Below are 16,671 nucleotides of genomic sequence, written 5' to 3' on the forward strand. Positions count from 1 at the left end.
CCGGCCGGTGGTCGTTCCGCCCATAGGATTCGAACCTATACTCCACGGCTCCAAAGGCCGGGGTGCTGCCATTACACCAGGGCGGACCGTGCCGCCAAGAACACTGACCCGGCGGCACAAGTGTCCATTTTGCCACGTTTGCCAACCCCGATGCGACTCGGCGGCACGGGCCGCCGACACATGGCATCCGTGCCGGTCACTCCACCGCGGTCGCCAAGCTGGGTGCGTCCTCAAAGGATGGCTCGACGGCCGCCGGCAGGCTGGCACCGCTGCGCAACAGCCGGGCCATGACTGCTGCCGACACCGGCTTGCTGAAATAGAACCCTTGGCCACCGCTACAGCCAAGATCGCGCAATTGTTCCGCCTGTTCCCGCGTCTCGATGCCCTCGAAGATCGCGTCCAGCCCCGCAGCACGAATGAGCTGAAGGACGGCACCGATGAAGTCCTGCTGGGAACCGTCGGCAGAATGCGTAGCAATGATGGACCGGTCCACTTTGACCATGTCAACCGGCAACCGGCGCAGGTAACTGATCGATGAGTAGCCGGTTCCGAAGTCATCGATTTCGATGCCGATCCCGAGCTTGCGCAGGGCCAGCAAGGAGTAGGTCTCCACTTCTCCCCCGGTAACCAGACCGGTCTCCGTGATCTCCAGCACCAGCGACTCGGCCGGCATTCCGGAATCCCTCAAGACGCCCCGAACGTGCTCTACCAGGTCGATGCGTTGGAGCTCGGCTACCGAGAGATTAACGCGGATCTGGAACGCCGGATCCAGGTTCAGTTCGGCGGACCACTGGGCGAACTGGTGCGCGGCCGCCCACAAGGTCCACCGCCCCAGGTCAACAATCAGGCCGGTCTGTTCTGCCATGGGGATGAAGTCGGCCGGCATGACACGTCCCCGCACCGGGTGATTCCACCGGATCAACGCTTCCACCCCGATCGGCAGGCCCGTGCACAGATCCACCACCGGTTGGTACTCGAGCTCGAAGCCGCCGGTCGCGATGGCACCGCGGAGTTCGGACGCCATCTGGTTGTGCAGTTGGCGCGCCTGAAGCATATGGGACTGGAAGACCTTGGTGCGGTTCTGGGGGTCTTTTTTCGCCTCGTACATTGCCGTGTCCGCGTCCAGCAGCAGGCTCTGCGCGGTCTGTCCCGCATCTGCCACCCGGACGCCAATGCTGGCCTGGGGCCAGACGGTGACTTCGTCCAGTTGGATTTCGTCATTGAGCACGCCCAGAATCCGCTGGGCCACCTGGAGCGCGAGGTCCGTCGTCGCGCGCGGAAGCAGGACCGCAAATTCGTCGCCGCCCAGCCGTGCCACCGTGTCGCCGTCGCGCACGACGGACCTCAGCCTGTTCGCCACGACCGTGAGTACGCGGTCGCCGGCGTCGTGGCCAAAACTGTCGTTGACCTGCTTGAAGGAATCCATGTCCAGCAGGAGCAATGCCGGGGCCCGCTGGCCGGACCGCGCATCGTCGAGCGCGGCGTCCATGTCCTTGGCCAAGGCCGTGCGGTTCGCCAGCCCGGTCAAGGCATCTGTGAGGGCCATCCGGCTCATGTCCCGATGTGCCTGGCGCAGTTCAGCCGTCCGTTGCTCGACGCGCTGTTCCAGTTCCATGTAGCTAAGCTGCAGCTCCTCGGCCAACAGGTTGACGCCCGTGATGACGGCGTCGATATCGTCGCGTGCCGGCGAGGGGTCGATCCTGGTGGACAGATCGCCTCCGGCCAGGCGGACCATCCCGTCGACCAACTGCTGGAGCCGAGGATCGGCATTATGCGGCATTGTCCCGTTCCAGCCACGCGAGGGCCTGTGGTTCGGAGTCAAAGTAGCGGACAGGGCATTCGGACGGTTCGGCTCCCAGCACGAAGTTGGCGATCACCCGGTCCACTGGAGACTCGCCCACGAGGGCGATGGCGGATGCATTCGTCTGCCGGCCCAGCATGGACCGGGCCAGGCGGGAGATTGATGTGATGCCCGTCATCCGCATCAAGACACGGCACGGGTGGCCGCCGGAAAGAACGCGAAGCTGTGTTGACGTGTGGGCCGCGACTTCGTCGGTGAAGGCTGATCCGTTCGGAAGATCGACGCTGATGATGCCGCCGCCGGCACTGATCACGTCGGCTGCAACGGCATCGGCCGGGTCAACCACGCGCCTCATGCGGCCGCGTCGTTATTGGATACCGCTCCTGCAACCCTCTCGGGCCAGCCATGACCTAGCACGTGCATCCGCTCCCCAACGATTCGGTGGAAGCTTTCGCTCCCGTCCAACAAATCCAGAACCTACTGCTTCAGAACTGCCAATCGTTCACAGCGTAAACGAACGGAGTTCATGACACGCTCAATGACACGATGAAGAATGCATGTTACGAAGCCCGCGGAAACTCGGCGATTGCAGCCGCAACCTGCGCCGCCCGATCCTTGGCACCCGCTTGACTGAAATAGGCTTGGCTCTCCTTAAGGCAACGCAGCGCATTCATGAAGTCGCCCTGCTCCTGCAGGGCCCGCCCCAAGAGAAGATTCGCTTCTCCCGCGGTTTGGTGGCCCATTGCCTCAGACTCGCTGCAGATGCCAACGAGTATCGCCACGGCTTGATCCAATTCCTGGTTTAAAACGTGCCAGTTGGCGCGGTTCAAACGGTTTTTAAACCGGTCGCTGCCATCCTCACCGATAATCGACGCGGCCAACTCAGCACGCTCCATGCAATGTTCTGTTTCGGCGTCTGCCACACCTGCCGACAACCGCATTGACGCAGAAGCGCGATTGAACCAAGCCCACAGAGCCAGATCATTCAAGGGCGACAGGTACTCAGCTGCGAGCTTGTGGTACCTAATCCCGTCCTCGGCCTCATGCCGCAGGAAGGCCACATTGCCGATGACCCAGTAGCCCTTGCCTGTAGCCTGTGAATCGATGCCTGACCCCAAGATTCCGACAAGCTTCAGGCACTCCTGCCAAGCCTGCTCCAATTCGTCGCTCTCCGCGAGGGAAGCGATCAAGGCAAGAAAAGAACCTATTCTCAGGTTCTCACCTACGTCTATGTCCGAGGAAATGTGAACCGCTTTGACCCCGAACTGAACAGCTCGGTCTAGCTCGCCGGCTGCTTGACAAACATCCGACAGCAGGGTGAGAACACGGCATTCGAGCTCTCTCGACCCAAGCGTGATGGGATGCTTGCGGAGAACTTCCGCCGTCTCAATGCAAGATCGTATGTCACCCATGCCCCGCTGGCATTCGGCTTGAAACAAAGTCATCTGCCACCAAGCCGTTTCATCACCCGCCTGTTTCGCCCGACGCGCGGCCTGGAGTGCCAGCTCCAGCCCGTGCAGAAAGTCCCTTCGGCCGAAAGCCTCCCGCGCGCGCAGCTCGATTAGGAAACTATCTCCGGACGGATCAGGAGCCATGGTGCCTATCCTCCATGCATCGAAGTTTATTCAGACAGGCAAGTGGTCCCATCTGCATCATCCTATTAGGCCCGGCGCGCTAACTGGGGAACCCCCGAATGTGTCGTTTAACCGGTAGTTGGAACACCCACCTGTCTGTACACTAAACAGTGTCATCACCACTGCATCGATTTGCGAGTCTATGCATAAAAAACGAGGGAGCACCCAATGAAAAAGTTCTCGGCATCAGTACTCATTGCTGCAGTTCTGGCCATCACCGGCGCGACGGCTGCCTCAGCCGCCGACGGCAGCTACACCACCATCACGACCGTCAAGTCTGTCGATGGCGGCTTCTCGATTCAGACCGGCAACTGGCCGCACTAAGTAAATAGAGCGGGAATCCCGCTCGCCGGCTGAGGCCGTGGCATGCATCTTCGGACGCATGCCACGGCCTTTGTGGCTTAAGAGACAGCGACGGCGTCGGAGGCGTCGGCGGGTTGCTGTTTCGGTCCGGAATCCAGCGGAAGTGTAATCGTGAAGGTCGTGCCGATGCCGACCCTCGACTCCACGGAGATATCGCCGCGGTGCTGGTCGACCATCCCCTTGACGATGGCCAGGCCCAGACCGGTGCCCTGGATGGCATGGGCGTTGGATGCCCGGTAGAAACGCGAGAAGAGCTGGGGCAGGTCTTCTTCCGGGATGCCGATCCCGCTGTCGGCGACCTTGACCACGGCGCAGGGGACGCCGTCGTCGTTCTTGCCGCCGAGGCCGACCGTGACCCGCACCTCCCCGTCCTGCGGCGTAAACTTGACGGCATTGGACAGGATGTTGGTGAAGACTTGCTCCAACATCTTTGTATCGCCGTCGGCGGCGAGCCGGGTGTCCAGCCCCTCACTGACCAGCTTTACGTTCTTGGCCTGCGCCACCGGTTCCAGCGCGGTGGAAACCGTGCGCAGGAGGCGTGGCAGGTCCACCGGTTCCGTCTTCAACCCGCTGCTCTGGAAATCCATCCTGGACAGGGTGAGCATGTCTTCGATCAACTCGCGGAGCCGCGCGGCATTGCGACCCACGATCTTCAGCATCCGCGCCACTGATTCCGGGACCTCACCGGCGTCTCCGTCCAGCACCAGCTCCAGGTACCCGGCGATAGAGGTCAACGGAGTCCGGAGCTCATGGTTGACCGTTGCCACGAAGTTCGACTTGGCTTGGTCCAGCTCGCGAAGCTTTTCCACGACCTGTTGTTGAACTGTAATCAGGTGCCCCTGAATCAGACCGTGGGCCAGGTTGCCGGCTACGTGCTGAAGCAGTGAAATCTCGGCAGGCGACCATGGCCGCGGCTGCCCCGTGCGGATCAGGCACAGCAAGCCGAAAGCCTGCGGGCCCTGCCCCAAGGGCGCGAGCAGGGACAATTTGCCCCGGGGGGTGGCGAGCCATTCGGCCACATGGGGATATGCGGCGATATCGATGCCGCCGTCGTCGGCCGACGTGAGCACGCTGTGCTTGGCCCAGAGCGCCGAGGACAGCTCCAGCACCTGTTCGTCGCTGCGGTAGGGCATGGAGCCCTGGGTGGATTCGCTGATCCATTGAGCGGTGGTATGCGGCACTCGTTCGTCCGCCAGGGTACGCACCCAGACGTGGTCGGCTTCGAAGGCCTCGCCGATGCCACTCAACGCGAGGTTGATCATTTCGTCCGGGTCATTCGTACTGCGAATGCCGTCGGACACATTCCGGATCCGCTCCCGCAGGACGGCCACCCCGTTGCGTTCCCGTCGCCGGTGTTCCGATCTCGCGAGGGTCACGCGGACACGGTTCACCACACTGGCGGCCGTCAGCGGCTTGATCAGGTAGTCGGAGACGCCCAGCTCGTAGCCGCGTTCCACCAAGTGCAGCTCGTCCTCGGTGGCCATGAGCATCACCCGCCACTGCGCGCCCGGCTGGCTGTCCGACAGCCGTCGCACGGCTTCCATCCCGGCCAGGGACATATCGGCGGCGTCCACCAAAAGGATGTCGGGCGGGTTGCGCTGCACCTCGGCCAACACCTCGGCCGCGGAAGTCAACGCAGCGACCGATATGCCGGCATCGCTCAGGACGCTGCGCAGGAACCCGCGGGTCGCAGGGTCCACGGCGCCGACCAGGACGGTTGGGCGCGCTGCCGCCCCGGGCTCACCTGCAACGGTCCGCACTGCATTCCTCCTGCATTGAACGCGGCCCGGTGTCGTCCCGGCCCCCCGACGTTATGAATGAAGAGTAGCAGTGCTCTCACCGGTACGACGGGAGGTTCCGTCCTGCCTCCGGCGCGCACCCGTCCCCCGATCAGGACCGGTGCAGGCCCGGCACCAGACGCGGGAAGCAGACATTCCGGTCCGGCCCCGGCCGGTGCACTGCCGCTTGGGTTAGCGTTGCCACCATGACACACGTCCCGCGGATCGCCGCCGTCCCGCTTTCGGTCCTTGCGGCCATCATCGTGACGGTGTTGGCGTGGGCGAGTGCCTTCGTCGTGATCCGCGGCGTGCTGCCGCATTTCGGGCCCGGTCCGCTCAGCCTGATGCGGCTCGCCATCGGCTCGGCCGCACTGGCACTGCTGTTGGTCGGGCGGCCGTGGGTCAGGCCGGGCCGCCGGGCGTGGTTGCTGATCGCCGGCTGCGGCCTGTCGTGGTTCGGCGTCTACAACTTCGCCCTCAACACCGCGGAGCAATCGCTCGACGGCGGCACCACCGCCATGATCGTCAATCTCGCACCCGTGCTCACGGCCTTGGGCGCCGGGCTGTTCCTGGGCGAAGGCATCCCCAGGTGGCTGGCCATCGGCGCCGGAGTCGCTTTCTCGGGAGTCGTCATGATCGGCTTCGGCACCGGTGACGGCGCGGCCGGCGGCGTCGGGCTGCTCTGGGCGCTGGCAGCGGCGTTGACGTACTCCGCCGGGGTGCTGCTCCAGAAGCCGGCCCTGGGCAGCGTGCCGGCCGGGCAGGTCACCTGGTTGGCCTGCAGCATCGGTGCACTCTCATCGCTGCCGTTTGCCGGTGACCTTTTGGCGGAACTGCGCACCGCCCCGGCCGCGGCGACCTTGGGCGTGGTGTATCTGGGGTTGGTGCCCACGGCCCTGGCTTTCAGCACCTGGGCCTATGCCCTGGCCCGGATGCCGGCCGGGCAACTGAGCGTTTCGTCCTACCTTGTTCCTCCGGTCACCATCGTGTTGGGGTGGCTGTTCCTGAGCGAGACGCCCACCTTGCTGGCCGTCATCGGCGGCGGGGTGTGCCTGCTGGGCGTTGCGCTGTCCCGCCGGCGCGACCGGCGGGAACGGCAGTCAGGGCGCGGCACCCACCCGGCCGAGGGTGCCCAACCGGCTGGCAATGCGGGAGATGTCGACGGCGGACGGGCTGGCTGACGAGGCCAGGTCAAGCGGCTCCGCGCTGATGACCGTCAACGGCACGTCGGTGTCATAGAGGATGTCCACAATATTGCTGAAGCGCTGCCAGCCGTTCATGCTGATCGCTTCCCGGGGCGGCACACCGGAGATGATCCAGTGGGCGGCGTGCGCCAGCAGGCCCAAATAGTCGGAGGCGGCGGTGGGCCCTTCGCACAGGTCGCGGAAATCGAACCACAATTCGGCCGGCGTGCTCCGAAGGACCGGCAGCGGCCAGCTCCCCGGCCGCAGTTCGCGCGCCTCTGCCGCGGACGGCCAGTCTAGGCCCGCCTCGGCAACCCGCGGGTCGCCGGGACCGTCCGGGGCAACGACCATGGCGCCGTCGCCGAACCGGCCGGGGCGGGCACCGCCGTCGTCCGACCGGCCGTCGGCGCAATCGGCGGGCTGCGTGCGGTAGTCGACCGGGCCGGCGACGGGGGCAACGTGCATGGTGCGGCGGATCAGGGCGATGGTGGGCTCGAACAGCTCATGGAAAGCCTCGCCGGGCATCAACTGCTCGGGCGGATAGTTCGAGGTGGTGACCAGCACTATGCCGCGGCGGTGGATGTCGCGCAGCAGCCGGGCCAGCAACTGGCCGTCCCCCGGATCGTGGACGTGGAATTCATCCAGGACCAGCAGGGCGCAGCCGCGCAGCAAGCCGTCGATGGCCACCTCAATGGCGCTGGTGCCCGGCGGCCGGGCCTCTGGATCCTGCGCGTCGCGGCGGAGGGCGTGCAGTTGTCGGAACAGGTCGTGGAAGTGCCAGCGCTGCTTGCCCGGCACGTCGACGGCCTCGAAGAACGCCCGGGCCAACCAGCTCTTGCCCCGTCCGACGGGACCCCAGAGGTACAGCCCGCGGCGCGTGCCCGAAAAAGCGGGCAGTCCGGCGCGGAGCCGCGCGGCGGCGTCGGCGAGCAGGCGGGCGGCCTTTTGCTGGTCTTCATCGAGGCGGAAGCCGGCTGCCGAGGCGGCCTGCTCAAGATGGTCGAGCATCCCGCGGCGGCTGGGGGTCCGCCCCCGCAGGCCGGCCGCAGCGTTTCCTGCGTCCAGGACGCGTCCCTCCTTCTCCCGGTACCAACGAAACCCGACCCGCCGGTGCCATCGTTCCGGCCGTCCCCGCCTTAACGGCGCGGGGCGCCCCGGCTTCCCTGACGGGAGGTACGGAGCGCCCTGCGATGCGGAGCGTTAAGCGGCGCGAAGCCGCCGGGGGCCGCAGGTTAGTTGGCGGCGACAGCTGCGGCGCGGACGGACTCCATGGCCTTGGTCCACGGGATGAGCTGGTCGATCATCGGAGCCAGGGTGCCGGCGTTCTGCTCGGTCGGCTTGAAGTCGGCGAAGTTCTCGAAATCGGTGAACAGCGAGAACATGACCTGGTTGCGCACGTGGGCGATCTGCAGTTCGGACAGGATGTTGCGCAGGTGCTCAGCGGCACGGGCGCCACCCATGGAACCGTAGGAAACGATGCCGGCGGCCTTGTTGTTGAACTCGACGTTCAGGTAGGACAGGGCGTTGGTCAGGGCCGGCGTGACGGTGTGGTTGTACTCGCCGGTGACGAAGATGAAGCCGTCGAACTCGCTGATCTTGGCCGAGAACGCCTTGGTGTGGTCGTTCTGGTAGTTCTGGTACATGGCCGGGTAAGCTTCGTCCAGCAGGGGCAGGTTGAAGTCGGCGATGTCGACGACCTCGAACTCGGCGTCGGTGCGGCCGGCGGCCTGGGCGAGAACCCAATCGGCAACCTGCTTGTTGACACGACCCGGACGGGTGCTGCCGGTAACGATAGCGATCTTGGTCATAAATAACCCCTTCGAGGTCTGGTCCCGACGTGCCAACATTGTCGACGCGTCATGGTTTTGTTGACACGTCAATTATGCAGGGCGGAAACTTGAATTGTCAACCAAAGGCGAGGAAGTGACAGTCGTGAACTCCGACACCCGCTGGCTGGACGATCACGAGCAAGAGATCTGGCGCGCCTTCCGGGAATTGCTGTGGGGCTTCGAGTCCGCCATGGACCGCCAGCTGCTGCGCGACTCCGACCTGTCCGGCGTGGAGTATTCGGTCCTGGCGTCCCTGTCGGAGGCGGACGAGGGCGTCATGCGGGCCCGGGACATCGCGCAGCAGCTGGACTGGGAGCGCAGCCGACTGTCCCACCTGCTCAAGCGGATGGAAGCCCGCGGGCTGGTGGAGCGGGTGGCTTGTGCCACGGATGCGCGGGGTTTCAACATCTCGATGACCGCAGCCGGCTGGGAGGCCATCCGGCAGGCCGCCCCCGGGCATGTCAGCTTCGTGCGCGAGAACGTCTTCGATCCACTCTCGGCCGCGGAGCGCGAGGCGCTGCTCTCGGCAACCGCCAAGATCCAGCGGTCCATCCGCGACGCGGGCCTCTGGGGGAACAGCGGCAGGTCGTCCTGAGCCGAGGGATCACTCCAGGATTTCGGAGACCTCCAGCCACTCCAGCTCCAGGCCTTCCTTCTCCTCGGCGATTTCCTGCAGCTTGCGGTTCATCTCCGCCAGCCCGGCGAAGTCGACGTCGGACTTGGCGCCTGCCGCGTGCATCTGCTCCTTGAGCTTGTCCTCCTGCTGGCCCAGTTTGCCCAGTTGGCGCTCGATCCGGTTGAGGTCCTTCTTGGCCTGGCGCTTGTCCGCTTCGCTGTGCACGGCGCCGGAGGATGGTGCGGCGGTGGCGCTTGCGCCGGCCGGGGACGGCGCGGGCCGGCCGGCGAGCGCCGCTTCGCGGAGCTCAAGGTACTGGTCCACTCCCCCGGGCAGCCCGCGGAGCTTGCCGTCGCCCAGCAGCGCCACCTGATGGTCGGTCACCCGTTCCAACAGGTAGCGGTCGTGCGAGACGACCACGAGCGTGCCCGGCCAGCCGTCGAGCACATCCTCCACGGCCGCCAGCGTGTCCGTATCCAGGTCGTTGGTGGGCTCGTCCAGCATCAGCACGTTCGGTTCCCCGACCAGCAGCCGCAGCAGCTGCAGCCGCCGCCGCTCCCCGCCGGACAGGTCGCGCACCGGCGTCCACTGCTTCTCCTTGGAAAAGCCGAGCTGTTCCACCAGCTGGCTGGCGGAAACCTCGCGTCCGCCGATGTTGAAGACCTGGCGTTCGCGCTGGATCACCTCCACCACTCGGAGGTCCATGACATCGTCGAGTTCGCGGACTTCCTGCGTGAGCATGGCCGTCTGCACCGTCTTGCCGCGCTTGACCTTGCCGGCCGTGGGCTGGATCTCGCCGTTCAGCAACCGCAGCAGGGTGGTCTTGCCCGCCCCGTTGACGCCGACCAGGCCGAGCCGTTCCCCCGGTGCCAGCCGCAGCGTGATGTTGTCGAACAGCGCGGCGGGCCCGCCGTCGCCGTCCGTGGGCCGGGCCGGCGGGGTGTAGGAAACCTGCTCCAAGTCCAGCACGTCCTTGCCGAGCCGGGCGGTGGCCATCTTGTTCAGGGCCACCGCGTCCCGGGGCTCGGGCACGTCGGCGATCAGCTCGTTGGCCGCTTCAATCCGGAACTTCGGCTTCGCGGTCCTGGCGGGAGCACCGCGGCGCAGCCAGGCGAGCTCCTTTTTCACCAGCTGCTGCCGCTTGCCTTCGACGACGGCCGCCGTCCGGTCGCGTTCCGCACGGGCCAGCACGTAGGCGGCGTACCCGCCGTCGAACGGGTCGACGGTGCCGTCGTGGACCTCCCAGGTCCGGGTACACACTTCGTCCAGAAACCACCGGTCGTGGGTGACCACCAGGAAGGCCCCCTCGGTGGGGCGCCACCGCGTCTGCAGGTGCCGGGCCAGCCAGGCGACCCCCTCGACGTCGAGGTGGTTGGTCGGCTCGTCGAGCATGATCACGTCATGGGGCTCGATCAGCAGCTTGGCGAGGGCGACCCGGCGGCGCTGCCCGCCGGACAAGGACGACACCGTCGCGTGCCAGTCGACGTCGCCGACGAGGCCGTTCATGATTTCGCGGATCTGCGGGTTGGAGGCCCACTCGTGCTCGGCCGCTTCGCCGACGATCGCCACGCCGACCGGCAGGTCTCCGTCCAGCACGTCCTGCTGGTCCAGGTAGCCCACGTTGACGTCGCCGCGCTTGGTGACCCGGCCGTCGTCGGGCGTGGCGCGGTGCGCCAGCAGCCGCATCAGGGTGGACTTGCCGTCGCCATTGCGCCCCACCATGCCGATCCGGTCCCCTTCGTTCAGGCCGAGGGACACCGAGTCCAGGATGGTGCGGGTGGCAAAGGAGACGCTGACGTTTTCTGCGCCGAGCAGGTGGACCAAGGATGCTGCTTTCTGTTGCGTTGGTGGAGGCGGACGCGCCGCTGTCGTTCCAGGGGCGGGGCGGGGCGGTCAGGCCATGATGCGGGCGCCGTGCACCGGTCCGCGGACCGGCAGGGCAACCACGCCGGCGACATCCGCGAGCCGCTGCCCCAGCTCGGCCGCCTCGCGCCGTCCGGCGGTCAGGAAGGCTACCGTCGGCCCGGACCCGGAAACCAAGCCCGCCAGCGCGCCTTCGGCCTCGCCCAGTTCAAGGATATCGGCCAGTTCGGGGGCCAGCTCGATGGCGGCCTCCTGCAGGTCGTTATGCAGGCAGCCGGCCAGCTGGTGGACGTCGCCGGACTGCATTGCCTGCAGGATCGCCGGGTCCACCTGCTCGGGCTCGTCCGGGACGTGGCCGCGGCGGGCGCGCAGGTCGTCGGCCACGGCGTAGACCTTGGGCGTGGACAAACCGAACGAGGCGGGCACCAGGACCCAGTGCATTTCGCTGCGTGCCAGCGCCGGCGTCAGCCGGTCGCCGACGCCCAGGCCGACGGCCACTCCGCCGTGCAGCGCAAACGGCACGTCTGCGCCGAGCCCGGCGGCCAGGCCGATCAGCTCGTCGCGGGAGTAGCCTGTGTTCCAGAGCGCACTGCACGCAACCAGGGCGGCGGCCGCGTCGGCGGAGCCGCCGCCCATGCCGCCGGCAATCGGCACCCGCTTGGTGATGTCCAGGTGCACGCCCTGGGCGTGTCCGGAGGTTTCGCGGATCAGGTCGGCGGCCTGCACCGCCAGGTTGGAAGCGTCCAGCGGGATGCCGTCCAGATCGAAGTCCAGCCCGGGCCCGTTGCGCACGCTGACCGTGATGGCATCGTCCTCACGCGCGGTGGCGGTGACCTCCTCATACAACGAGAGCGCCAGATAGACGCTGGCCACCGAGTGGTAGCCATCCGGTCGCGGGCCGCCGACGCGGAAGGAGACGTTGATCTTTCCGGGCGCCATGACGCGGACGGGACGTGTTCTGGTCATATCGATGCCGCCACCTTCCTAGCCGACAAGCCGATGGTTGAACTCGGCGATGCGGGCAAAGGCGGCAATGTCCAGCACCTCTCCGCGGGCGCCGGGGTCCACATTTGCCAGCCGCAGCGCTTCCTCGGCCCGGGCGGCGCTGCCGGCCCAGCCGGCCAGCGCGGCGCGCAGCGTCTTGCGGCGTTGCGCGAACGCCGCGTCGATGACGGCAAACACTTCATGGCGCGGGGCGCGGGTCACGGGCGGCTGCCCGCGGGTGAACTCCACCAGCCCGGAAGCGATCTTGGGTGCGGGCCAGAACACGTTCATGCCGATCACCCCTGCCTTGCGCATGGTGCCGTACCACGCGGCCTTGACGCTGGGCACACCGTAGATCTTGGAGCCGGGCTTGGCCGCGAGCCGGTCGGCCACCTCATCCTGAACCATGACCAGTCCGTGCCGCAGCGATGGGAAGTGCTCCAGCAGGTGCAGTACCACCGGCACGGCCACGTTATAGGGCAGGTTAGCGACCAGCGCATCCGGGGCCTTGGGCAGTTCCCTGACCCGCAGCGCGTCCGCCAGCACCACGTCCAGGCGCCCGGCGGCATCGGGACGCCATTCGGCCGCTGTGCGTTCCAAGCGGACGGCGAGTTTGGGATCGATTTCGACGGCGACCACGTGCCCGGCCGCGTCCAGCAGCCCGAGCGTGAGCGACCCCAGGCCGGGCCCGACCTCCAGGACTGTCTCGCCGGGGACAACATGGGCGGCAGCCACGATCCGACGGATGGTGTTGCCGTCGATCACGAAGTTTTGCCCGAGGGTCTTGGTGGGACGCACGTCCAGTTCGGCCGCGAGCCGGCGGACGTCGGCCGCTCCGAGCAAGGGCCGGGTGGGGGCGGGCGCGGCTCCCCCGGCGTCGTGCCGTGAGTCGGTACCGGAGGCGGATTGGGGTTCTGTCACTGTGCCATCGTATCGGGCCGCCGGCAGCGGCCGTGGCGGCGCCGCCCGGTTAACGCACACCGGGCCCGGGCAGCGAAGCCCGGGCCCGGTGGATAGCAGGCGGATGCCTTACAGCAGTCCCAGCTTGGCGGCACAGGCCGGCCAGTGGCCCCAGCCGCCGTTGCTGCGCAGCACTTCGGCGGTAGCGATCTGCTCGGAGGGCGTGGCCATGTAGGCGTAGGGCGCGTACTTGCCGCCGCCGGCGCCGAGCCAGGAGCTAGCGCTGAACTGCAGTCCGCCGGAGTAGCCGTTGCCGGTGTTGATGGACCAGTTGCCGCCGGACTCGCATTCGGCGAGCGCCTGCCAGGTCCCGCCGACGTTGGCGTTGTTGACCTTGGCCGGACGCTTCTTGGTGCCCACCGTGATCTTCTGGCTGACCGGTTCGCGGGTGACCTTATCGCTGACGAGTTTCCGGTCGGTTTCCTTGCCGTCGGTGAGGACGACCTCGTAGACCTTGACGCGTTCGCCGGGCTCCCCGGCCCGGGTGACCTTCTCTTCGCCTTCGTACATGGCGGAGTTGGTCGTGGTGGCCGTCTCGAACGGGACGGACTCGGCCTCCTCCACGCGTTCGCGGTCGATCCGGGTCACTTTGACCTTGGTGCCTTCGGTCACCGGCTCGGCCTCGGCAACGGAGAGCTTGTCTTCCTTGCCCAGCTTGATCTTCTGTTCCTGGAGCAGGTCGCCGATGGTGGTCGCGGTGGTGACTTCCTTGCGGGTCTTGCCGTCGACAGCGATGGTGACGTTCTTCGGCGTCGAGATCGTCACCGCGCCGCCCACCGAGGCCAGCTCGGCAGTCAACGGGGCGGACAGGGCCGACTTTTCGTTGACTTCCAGTTCGTCCAGCAGTTCCTCGACGGTGGCGGCGGTGGTGTGCACGGTGGAGGCCTTGCCGTCCACGTTCACGTCTACGGGTTTGGCGGTGACCACTTCGATGCTGGCACCGTCAGCGATCTCTTCGCCCACCGCAGGGGTGACGTCGTCGAGCTCGCCGACCTGCACCTCGGATTCGGCCAAGACGTCTGCAACGGTGGAACCGAACGTGGTGACGGTGCTGGCCTGCCCGTCCACGGTCAGCGTGACCGACTTGTTGTTGCCCACAAAAGCCACCAGCCCGAGGACCAAGGCGGTCATGACGACGACCTGGCCGGCGATCTTCACCCAGCGGTTCTTCAGTGCGTTTGTCACGGTTCCCGAATCTGTTGCAGTTTCCGGGCACGGGGACATTAAGACACGCGCGTGGGACGTGCCGGTTTTCACGGCACGGTGCGAGTGCAGGCTGCACCCGCGGCGGCTGTTTGGGCGTACGAACGGAACGTCCAACGGCTACCGCCACAGGTGTCACAATGTCCGGTTGCCTTCCCCGACCCCGGCCATTAGCTACCTACCGTAATCGAAACGTGACATGCCGACAAGCGGCGCCTGCTGCGGGCGGCACCGGGCACTGCGCGTCGCTTCCCCGTTCGGGCAGCCCTGCATGCTCGTTTTCGGTCCGGCCGGGGGAAGTTACGCGCGTGTTATTCCTGCTGCCAGGAGCCGTAAACGCGCTCCGTGTTTTCCGCCACCTCCGTGCATAACTCCGCCAGGTCCTTCCCGAGGACCTCGGCCATCGCGCGCATGGTGTAGGGCACCAGGTAGCTGGCGTTCGGCCGGCCCCGGTAGGGATGCGGGGTCAGGAAGGGCGCGTCGGTCTCGGCCAGCACCAGGGCCGGTTCCGCAACCGCCAGGGCCTCACGCAGGCCGTCGGCGTTCCTGAAGGTGACGGTTCCGGCGAAGGACATGTGCCAGCCGTTGTCGTTGCAGGTCCCGGCCAGCGCCGCGTCCCCGGAAAAGCAGTGGAAGACAACTTTCTCGGGGGCTCCCTCCTCGAGCAGGACGCGGACCACGTCGTCGTGCGCGTCCCGGTCATGGATCTGCAGGGCGAGGCCCAACCGCTTGGCGATGTCGATGTGGCGGCGGAACGATTCCTGCTGGGCGCCCCGGCCTCCGCCGCCGGTCCGGTAGTAGTCCAGTCCGGTCTCCCCGATCGCCCGGATCCTCGGGTGCGCGGCTATCGCCTCAATCTCCGCCAGGGCCTCCTCCAGCGTCCCCGCGTCCGCCAGCGGGGGTGCGTCGTTGGGGTGGATGGCCACCGCTCCCAGCAGCCTCGGCTCGGCCTCGACGGCCTGCAGCGTGAAGCGGGCGGATTCCAGGTCGCAGCCCACCTGGACGGCACCGGCAACGCCGACCGCCTCGGCGGCGTCCATCGCCTGCCGGACCGTGACCGCCACCGGTCCGTCGCGGAAGTCCAGGTGCGTGTGGTTGTCCATCACCGGCACGGGCAGCGGCTCGGGTGCCGGCGGATAGCTGAGATTACGACGCCGGCCGTCCCCCTCGGTGGGGCTCCGCACCGCCGTCGTCCGGGCTGCGGTGCTGTCAGCGGTGTAGGCGGGAGGAGTTTCGCCGGCAACGGCGGCTACAGGATGGGACATGTTTCCAGCCTACTGAAGCGCCGGGTCCGGTTCCGCCGTGAAGGGAGGCGGGCCCGCCAGGCGGGGTCCGCGTGTCTACCGCATCACACAGCCAGCAAGTAGGGTTGGATCAACCGGCCCTCGGGGAAGGCACACCGGAAGGTACTTCATGGACACGCAGCAGCACATGGCAGAGGCCGGGACCGTCCACTCCGATCCAACGGGTTCGGGGCCGGGTGAGGGCCTCGCGCTGACCGAGTTCCACGACGCCTGCGGCCGGATCAGGGCCGTGATCGAGACCGTCATCGACGGCAAGTCGGAGGCGGCACGGCTGGCGCTGACGGTGCTGTTGGCCCAGGGGCACCTGCTGCTGGAGGATGTGCCCGGCGTCGGCAAGACCATGCTGGCGAAGACGCTGGCCAAGACCATCGACTGCAGCGTGCACCGGATCCAATTCACGCCGGACCTGTTGCCCTCCGACGTCACCGGTGTTTCGATCTACAACCAGGACATGCACCGGTTCGAATTCCGCCCCGGACCGGTGTTCGCGAACATCGTCATCGGCGACGAGATCAACCGTGCCTCGGCCAAGACCCAGTCGGCGTTGCTCGAGTGCATGGAGGAACACCAGGTCACGGTGGACGGGAACACCTATCCGCTGGATACGCCTTTCATGGTGATCGCCACCCAGAATCCGATCGAGATGGAGGGCACCTACCCGCTGCCGGAGGCCCAGCGCGACCGTTTCATGGCCCGGATCTCGATGGGCTACCCGGATCCCCGCGCCGAGATGGAAATGCTGGAGACCCACCAGTCCGTCTCGCCGCTGGAGGGCGTCCGCCCGGTCGTCACGGTGGGCGAGGTACGCAGCATGATGGCCATGGTCCGTGATGTCTACGTTTCGCCGGCGGTGAAGGAATACACGGTCAACATCGGGCGGGGCACCCGCGAACACCCGCACCTGCGGCTGGGAGCCAGCCCGCGGGCCATGCTCCAGCTGCTGCGCGCGGCGAAGGCGACGGCGGCCCTGGACGGCCGCGACTTCGTCCTGCCCGACGATGTGGCCTCCGTTGCCGAGGCCGTGCTGGCGCATCGTTTGATCCTTGACCGCAAGGCGATGACGGCCGGCGAAGACGCCTCCAGCGTGGTGGCGTCCGTGCTGGCCAAGGTTCCCGTGGGCGGCGAATCCCGCCGCGCCTCTTCCTGACGGCC

Annotated in this window: 15 protein-coding genes and 1 tRNA gene; 4 read left to right on the forward strand and 12 right to left on the reverse strand. The window is 66.9% G+C overall.

What is annotated here, in order from left to right; translation table 11 throughout:
• Positions 1 to 14 precede the first annotated feature (14 nt).
• From AC5RWG_RS14380 to AC5RWG_RS14395, 4 genes are all read right to left on the reverse strand, one after another.
• Positions 15 to 86, reverse strand: a tRNA-Gln gene (locus AC5RWG_RS14380).
• Positions 87 to 196: 110 nt separating this feature from the next.
• A complete protein-coding gene (locus AC5RWG_RS14385; protein WP_494001414.1) occupies positions 197 to 1,780 on the reverse strand; it encodes a putative bifunctional diguanylate cyclase/phosphodiesterase in 1,584 nt (527 codons plus the stop codon).
• Positions 1,770 to 2,156 carry a SpoIIAA family protein gene (locus tag AC5RWG_RS14390; RefSeq protein ID WP_494073607.1) on the reverse strand — a complete coding sequence of 129 codons (387 nt, stop codon included), beginning with the start codon at positions 2,154 to 2,156 and terminating at the stop codon, positions 1,770 to 1,772. Before AC5RWG_RS14390 ends, AC5RWG_RS14385 begins: the two co-directional genes overlap by 11 nt.
• Positions 2,157 to 2,361: 205 nt before the next feature.
• The gene (locus AC5RWG_RS14395; RefSeq protein ID WP_494167219.1) at positions 2,362 to 3,396 is read right to left on the reverse strand and encodes a hypothetical protein; all 1,035 of its coding nucleotides are present in this window, start codon (positions 3,394 to 3,396) and stop codon (positions 2,362 to 2,364) included.
• Positions 3,397 to 3,603: 207 nt separating this feature from the next.
• On the opposite strand from AC5RWG_RS14395, the gene AC5RWG_RS14400 reads away from it, so the two are divergent.
• Positions 3,604 to 3,759 carry a hypothetical protein gene (locus AC5RWG_RS14400; RefSeq protein ID WP_494073605.1) on the forward strand — a complete coding sequence of 52 codons (156 nt, stop codon included), beginning with the start codon at positions 3,604 to 3,606 and terminating at the stop codon, positions 3,757 to 3,759.
• 77 nt (positions 3,760 to 3,836) lie between these two features.
• Here the strand turns inward: AC5RWG_RS14400 and AC5RWG_RS14405 are convergent, their stop codons facing one another.
• A complete protein-coding gene (locus AC5RWG_RS14405; RefSeq protein ID WP_494014337.1) occupies positions 3,837 to 5,558 on the reverse strand; it encodes an ATP-binding response regulator in 1,722 nt (573 codons plus the stop codon).
• Between the two features lie 224 nt (positions 5,559 to 5,782).
• On the opposite strand from AC5RWG_RS14405, the gene AC5RWG_RS14410 reads away from it, so the two are divergent.
• Complete coding sequence (locus AC5RWG_RS14410) at positions 5,783 to 6,757, forward strand: DMT family transporter (protein ID WP_494014338.1); 975 nt, start codon at positions 5,783 to 5,785, stop codon at positions 6,755 to 6,757.
• On the opposite strand, the gene zapE is transcribed toward AC5RWG_RS14410, so the two are convergent.
• Complete coding sequence (zapE, locus tag AC5RWG_RS14415; protein ID WP_494014339.1) at positions 6,677 to 7,768, reverse strand: cell division protein ZapE; 1,092 nt, start codon at positions 7,766 to 7,768, stop codon at positions 6,677 to 6,679. The genes AC5RWG_RS14410 and zapE overlap by 81 nt on opposite strands.
• 224 nt (positions 7,769 to 7,992) lie before the next feature.
• Complete coding sequence (locus tag AC5RWG_RS14420) at positions 7,993 to 8,568, reverse strand: NADPH-dependent FMN reductase (RefSeq protein WP_494001421.1); 576 nt, start codon at positions 8,566 to 8,568, stop codon at positions 7,993 to 7,995.
• 115 nt (positions 8,569 to 8,683) lie between these two features.
• On the opposite strand from AC5RWG_RS14420, the gene AC5RWG_RS14425 reads away from it, so the two are divergent.
• Positions 8,684 to 9,184, forward strand: a complete 501-nt coding sequence (locus AC5RWG_RS14425) for a MarR family winged helix-turn-helix transcriptional regulator (RefSeq protein WP_494014340.1) — start codon at positions 8,684 to 8,686, stop codon at positions 9,182 to 9,184.
• Between the two features lie 9 nt (positions 9,185 to 9,193).
• Here AC5RWG_RS14425 and AC5RWG_RS14430 read toward each other — a convergent pair whose 3' ends face one another.
• From AC5RWG_RS14430 to AC5RWG_RS14450, 5 genes are all read right to left on the reverse strand, one after another.
• Positions 9,194 to 11,029 (reverse strand): ABC-F family ATP-binding cassette domain-containing protein, encoded by a 1,836-nt coding sequence (locus AC5RWG_RS14430; RefSeq protein ID WP_494014341.1) that lies wholly within the window; start codon positions 11,027 to 11,029, stop codon positions 9,194 to 9,196.
• Positions 11,030 to 11,098: 69 nt separating this feature from the next.
• Positions 11,099 to 12,034: a 4-(cytidine 5'-diphospho)-2-C-methyl-D-erythritol kinase gene (locus AC5RWG_RS14435; protein WP_494001424.1), complete on the reverse strand. Its 936-nt coding sequence runs from the start codon at positions 12,032 to 12,034 to the stop codon at positions 11,099 to 11,101.
• 18 nt (positions 12,035 to 12,052) lie between these two features.
• The gene (gene rsmA / locus AC5RWG_RS14440; RefSeq protein WP_494014342.1) at positions 12,053 to 12,973 is read right to left on the reverse strand and encodes a 16S rRNA (adenine(1518)-N(6)/adenine(1519)-N(6))-dimethyltransferase RsmA; all 921 of its coding nucleotides are present in this window, start codon (positions 12,971 to 12,973) and stop codon (positions 12,053 to 12,055) included.
• A 108-nt stretch (positions 12,974 to 13,081) separates the two neighbouring features.
• Complete coding sequence (locus tag AC5RWG_RS14445; RefSeq protein WP_494014343.1) at positions 13,082 to 14,197, reverse strand: resuscitation-promoting factor; 1,116 nt, start codon at positions 14,195 to 14,197, stop codon at positions 13,082 to 13,084.
• Between the two features lie 329 nt (positions 14,198 to 14,526).
• Positions 14,527 to 15,480 (reverse strand): TatD family hydrolase, encoded by a 954-nt coding sequence (locus AC5RWG_RS14450; protein WP_494026456.1) that lies wholly within the window; start codon positions 15,478 to 15,480, stop codon positions 14,527 to 14,529.
• A 148-nt stretch (positions 15,481 to 15,628) separates the two neighbouring features.
• Between AC5RWG_RS14450 and AC5RWG_RS14455 the strand changes: the two genes are divergently transcribed.
• Entirely contained in the window at positions 15,629 to 16,666 is a 1,038-nt protein-coding gene (locus AC5RWG_RS14455; RefSeq protein WP_494014345.1) for an AAA family ATPase, read from the forward strand.
• Positions 16,667 to 16,671 lie beyond the last annotated feature (5 nt).

Source organism: Arthrobacter sp. Y3221160 (genome assembly GCF_059092585.1).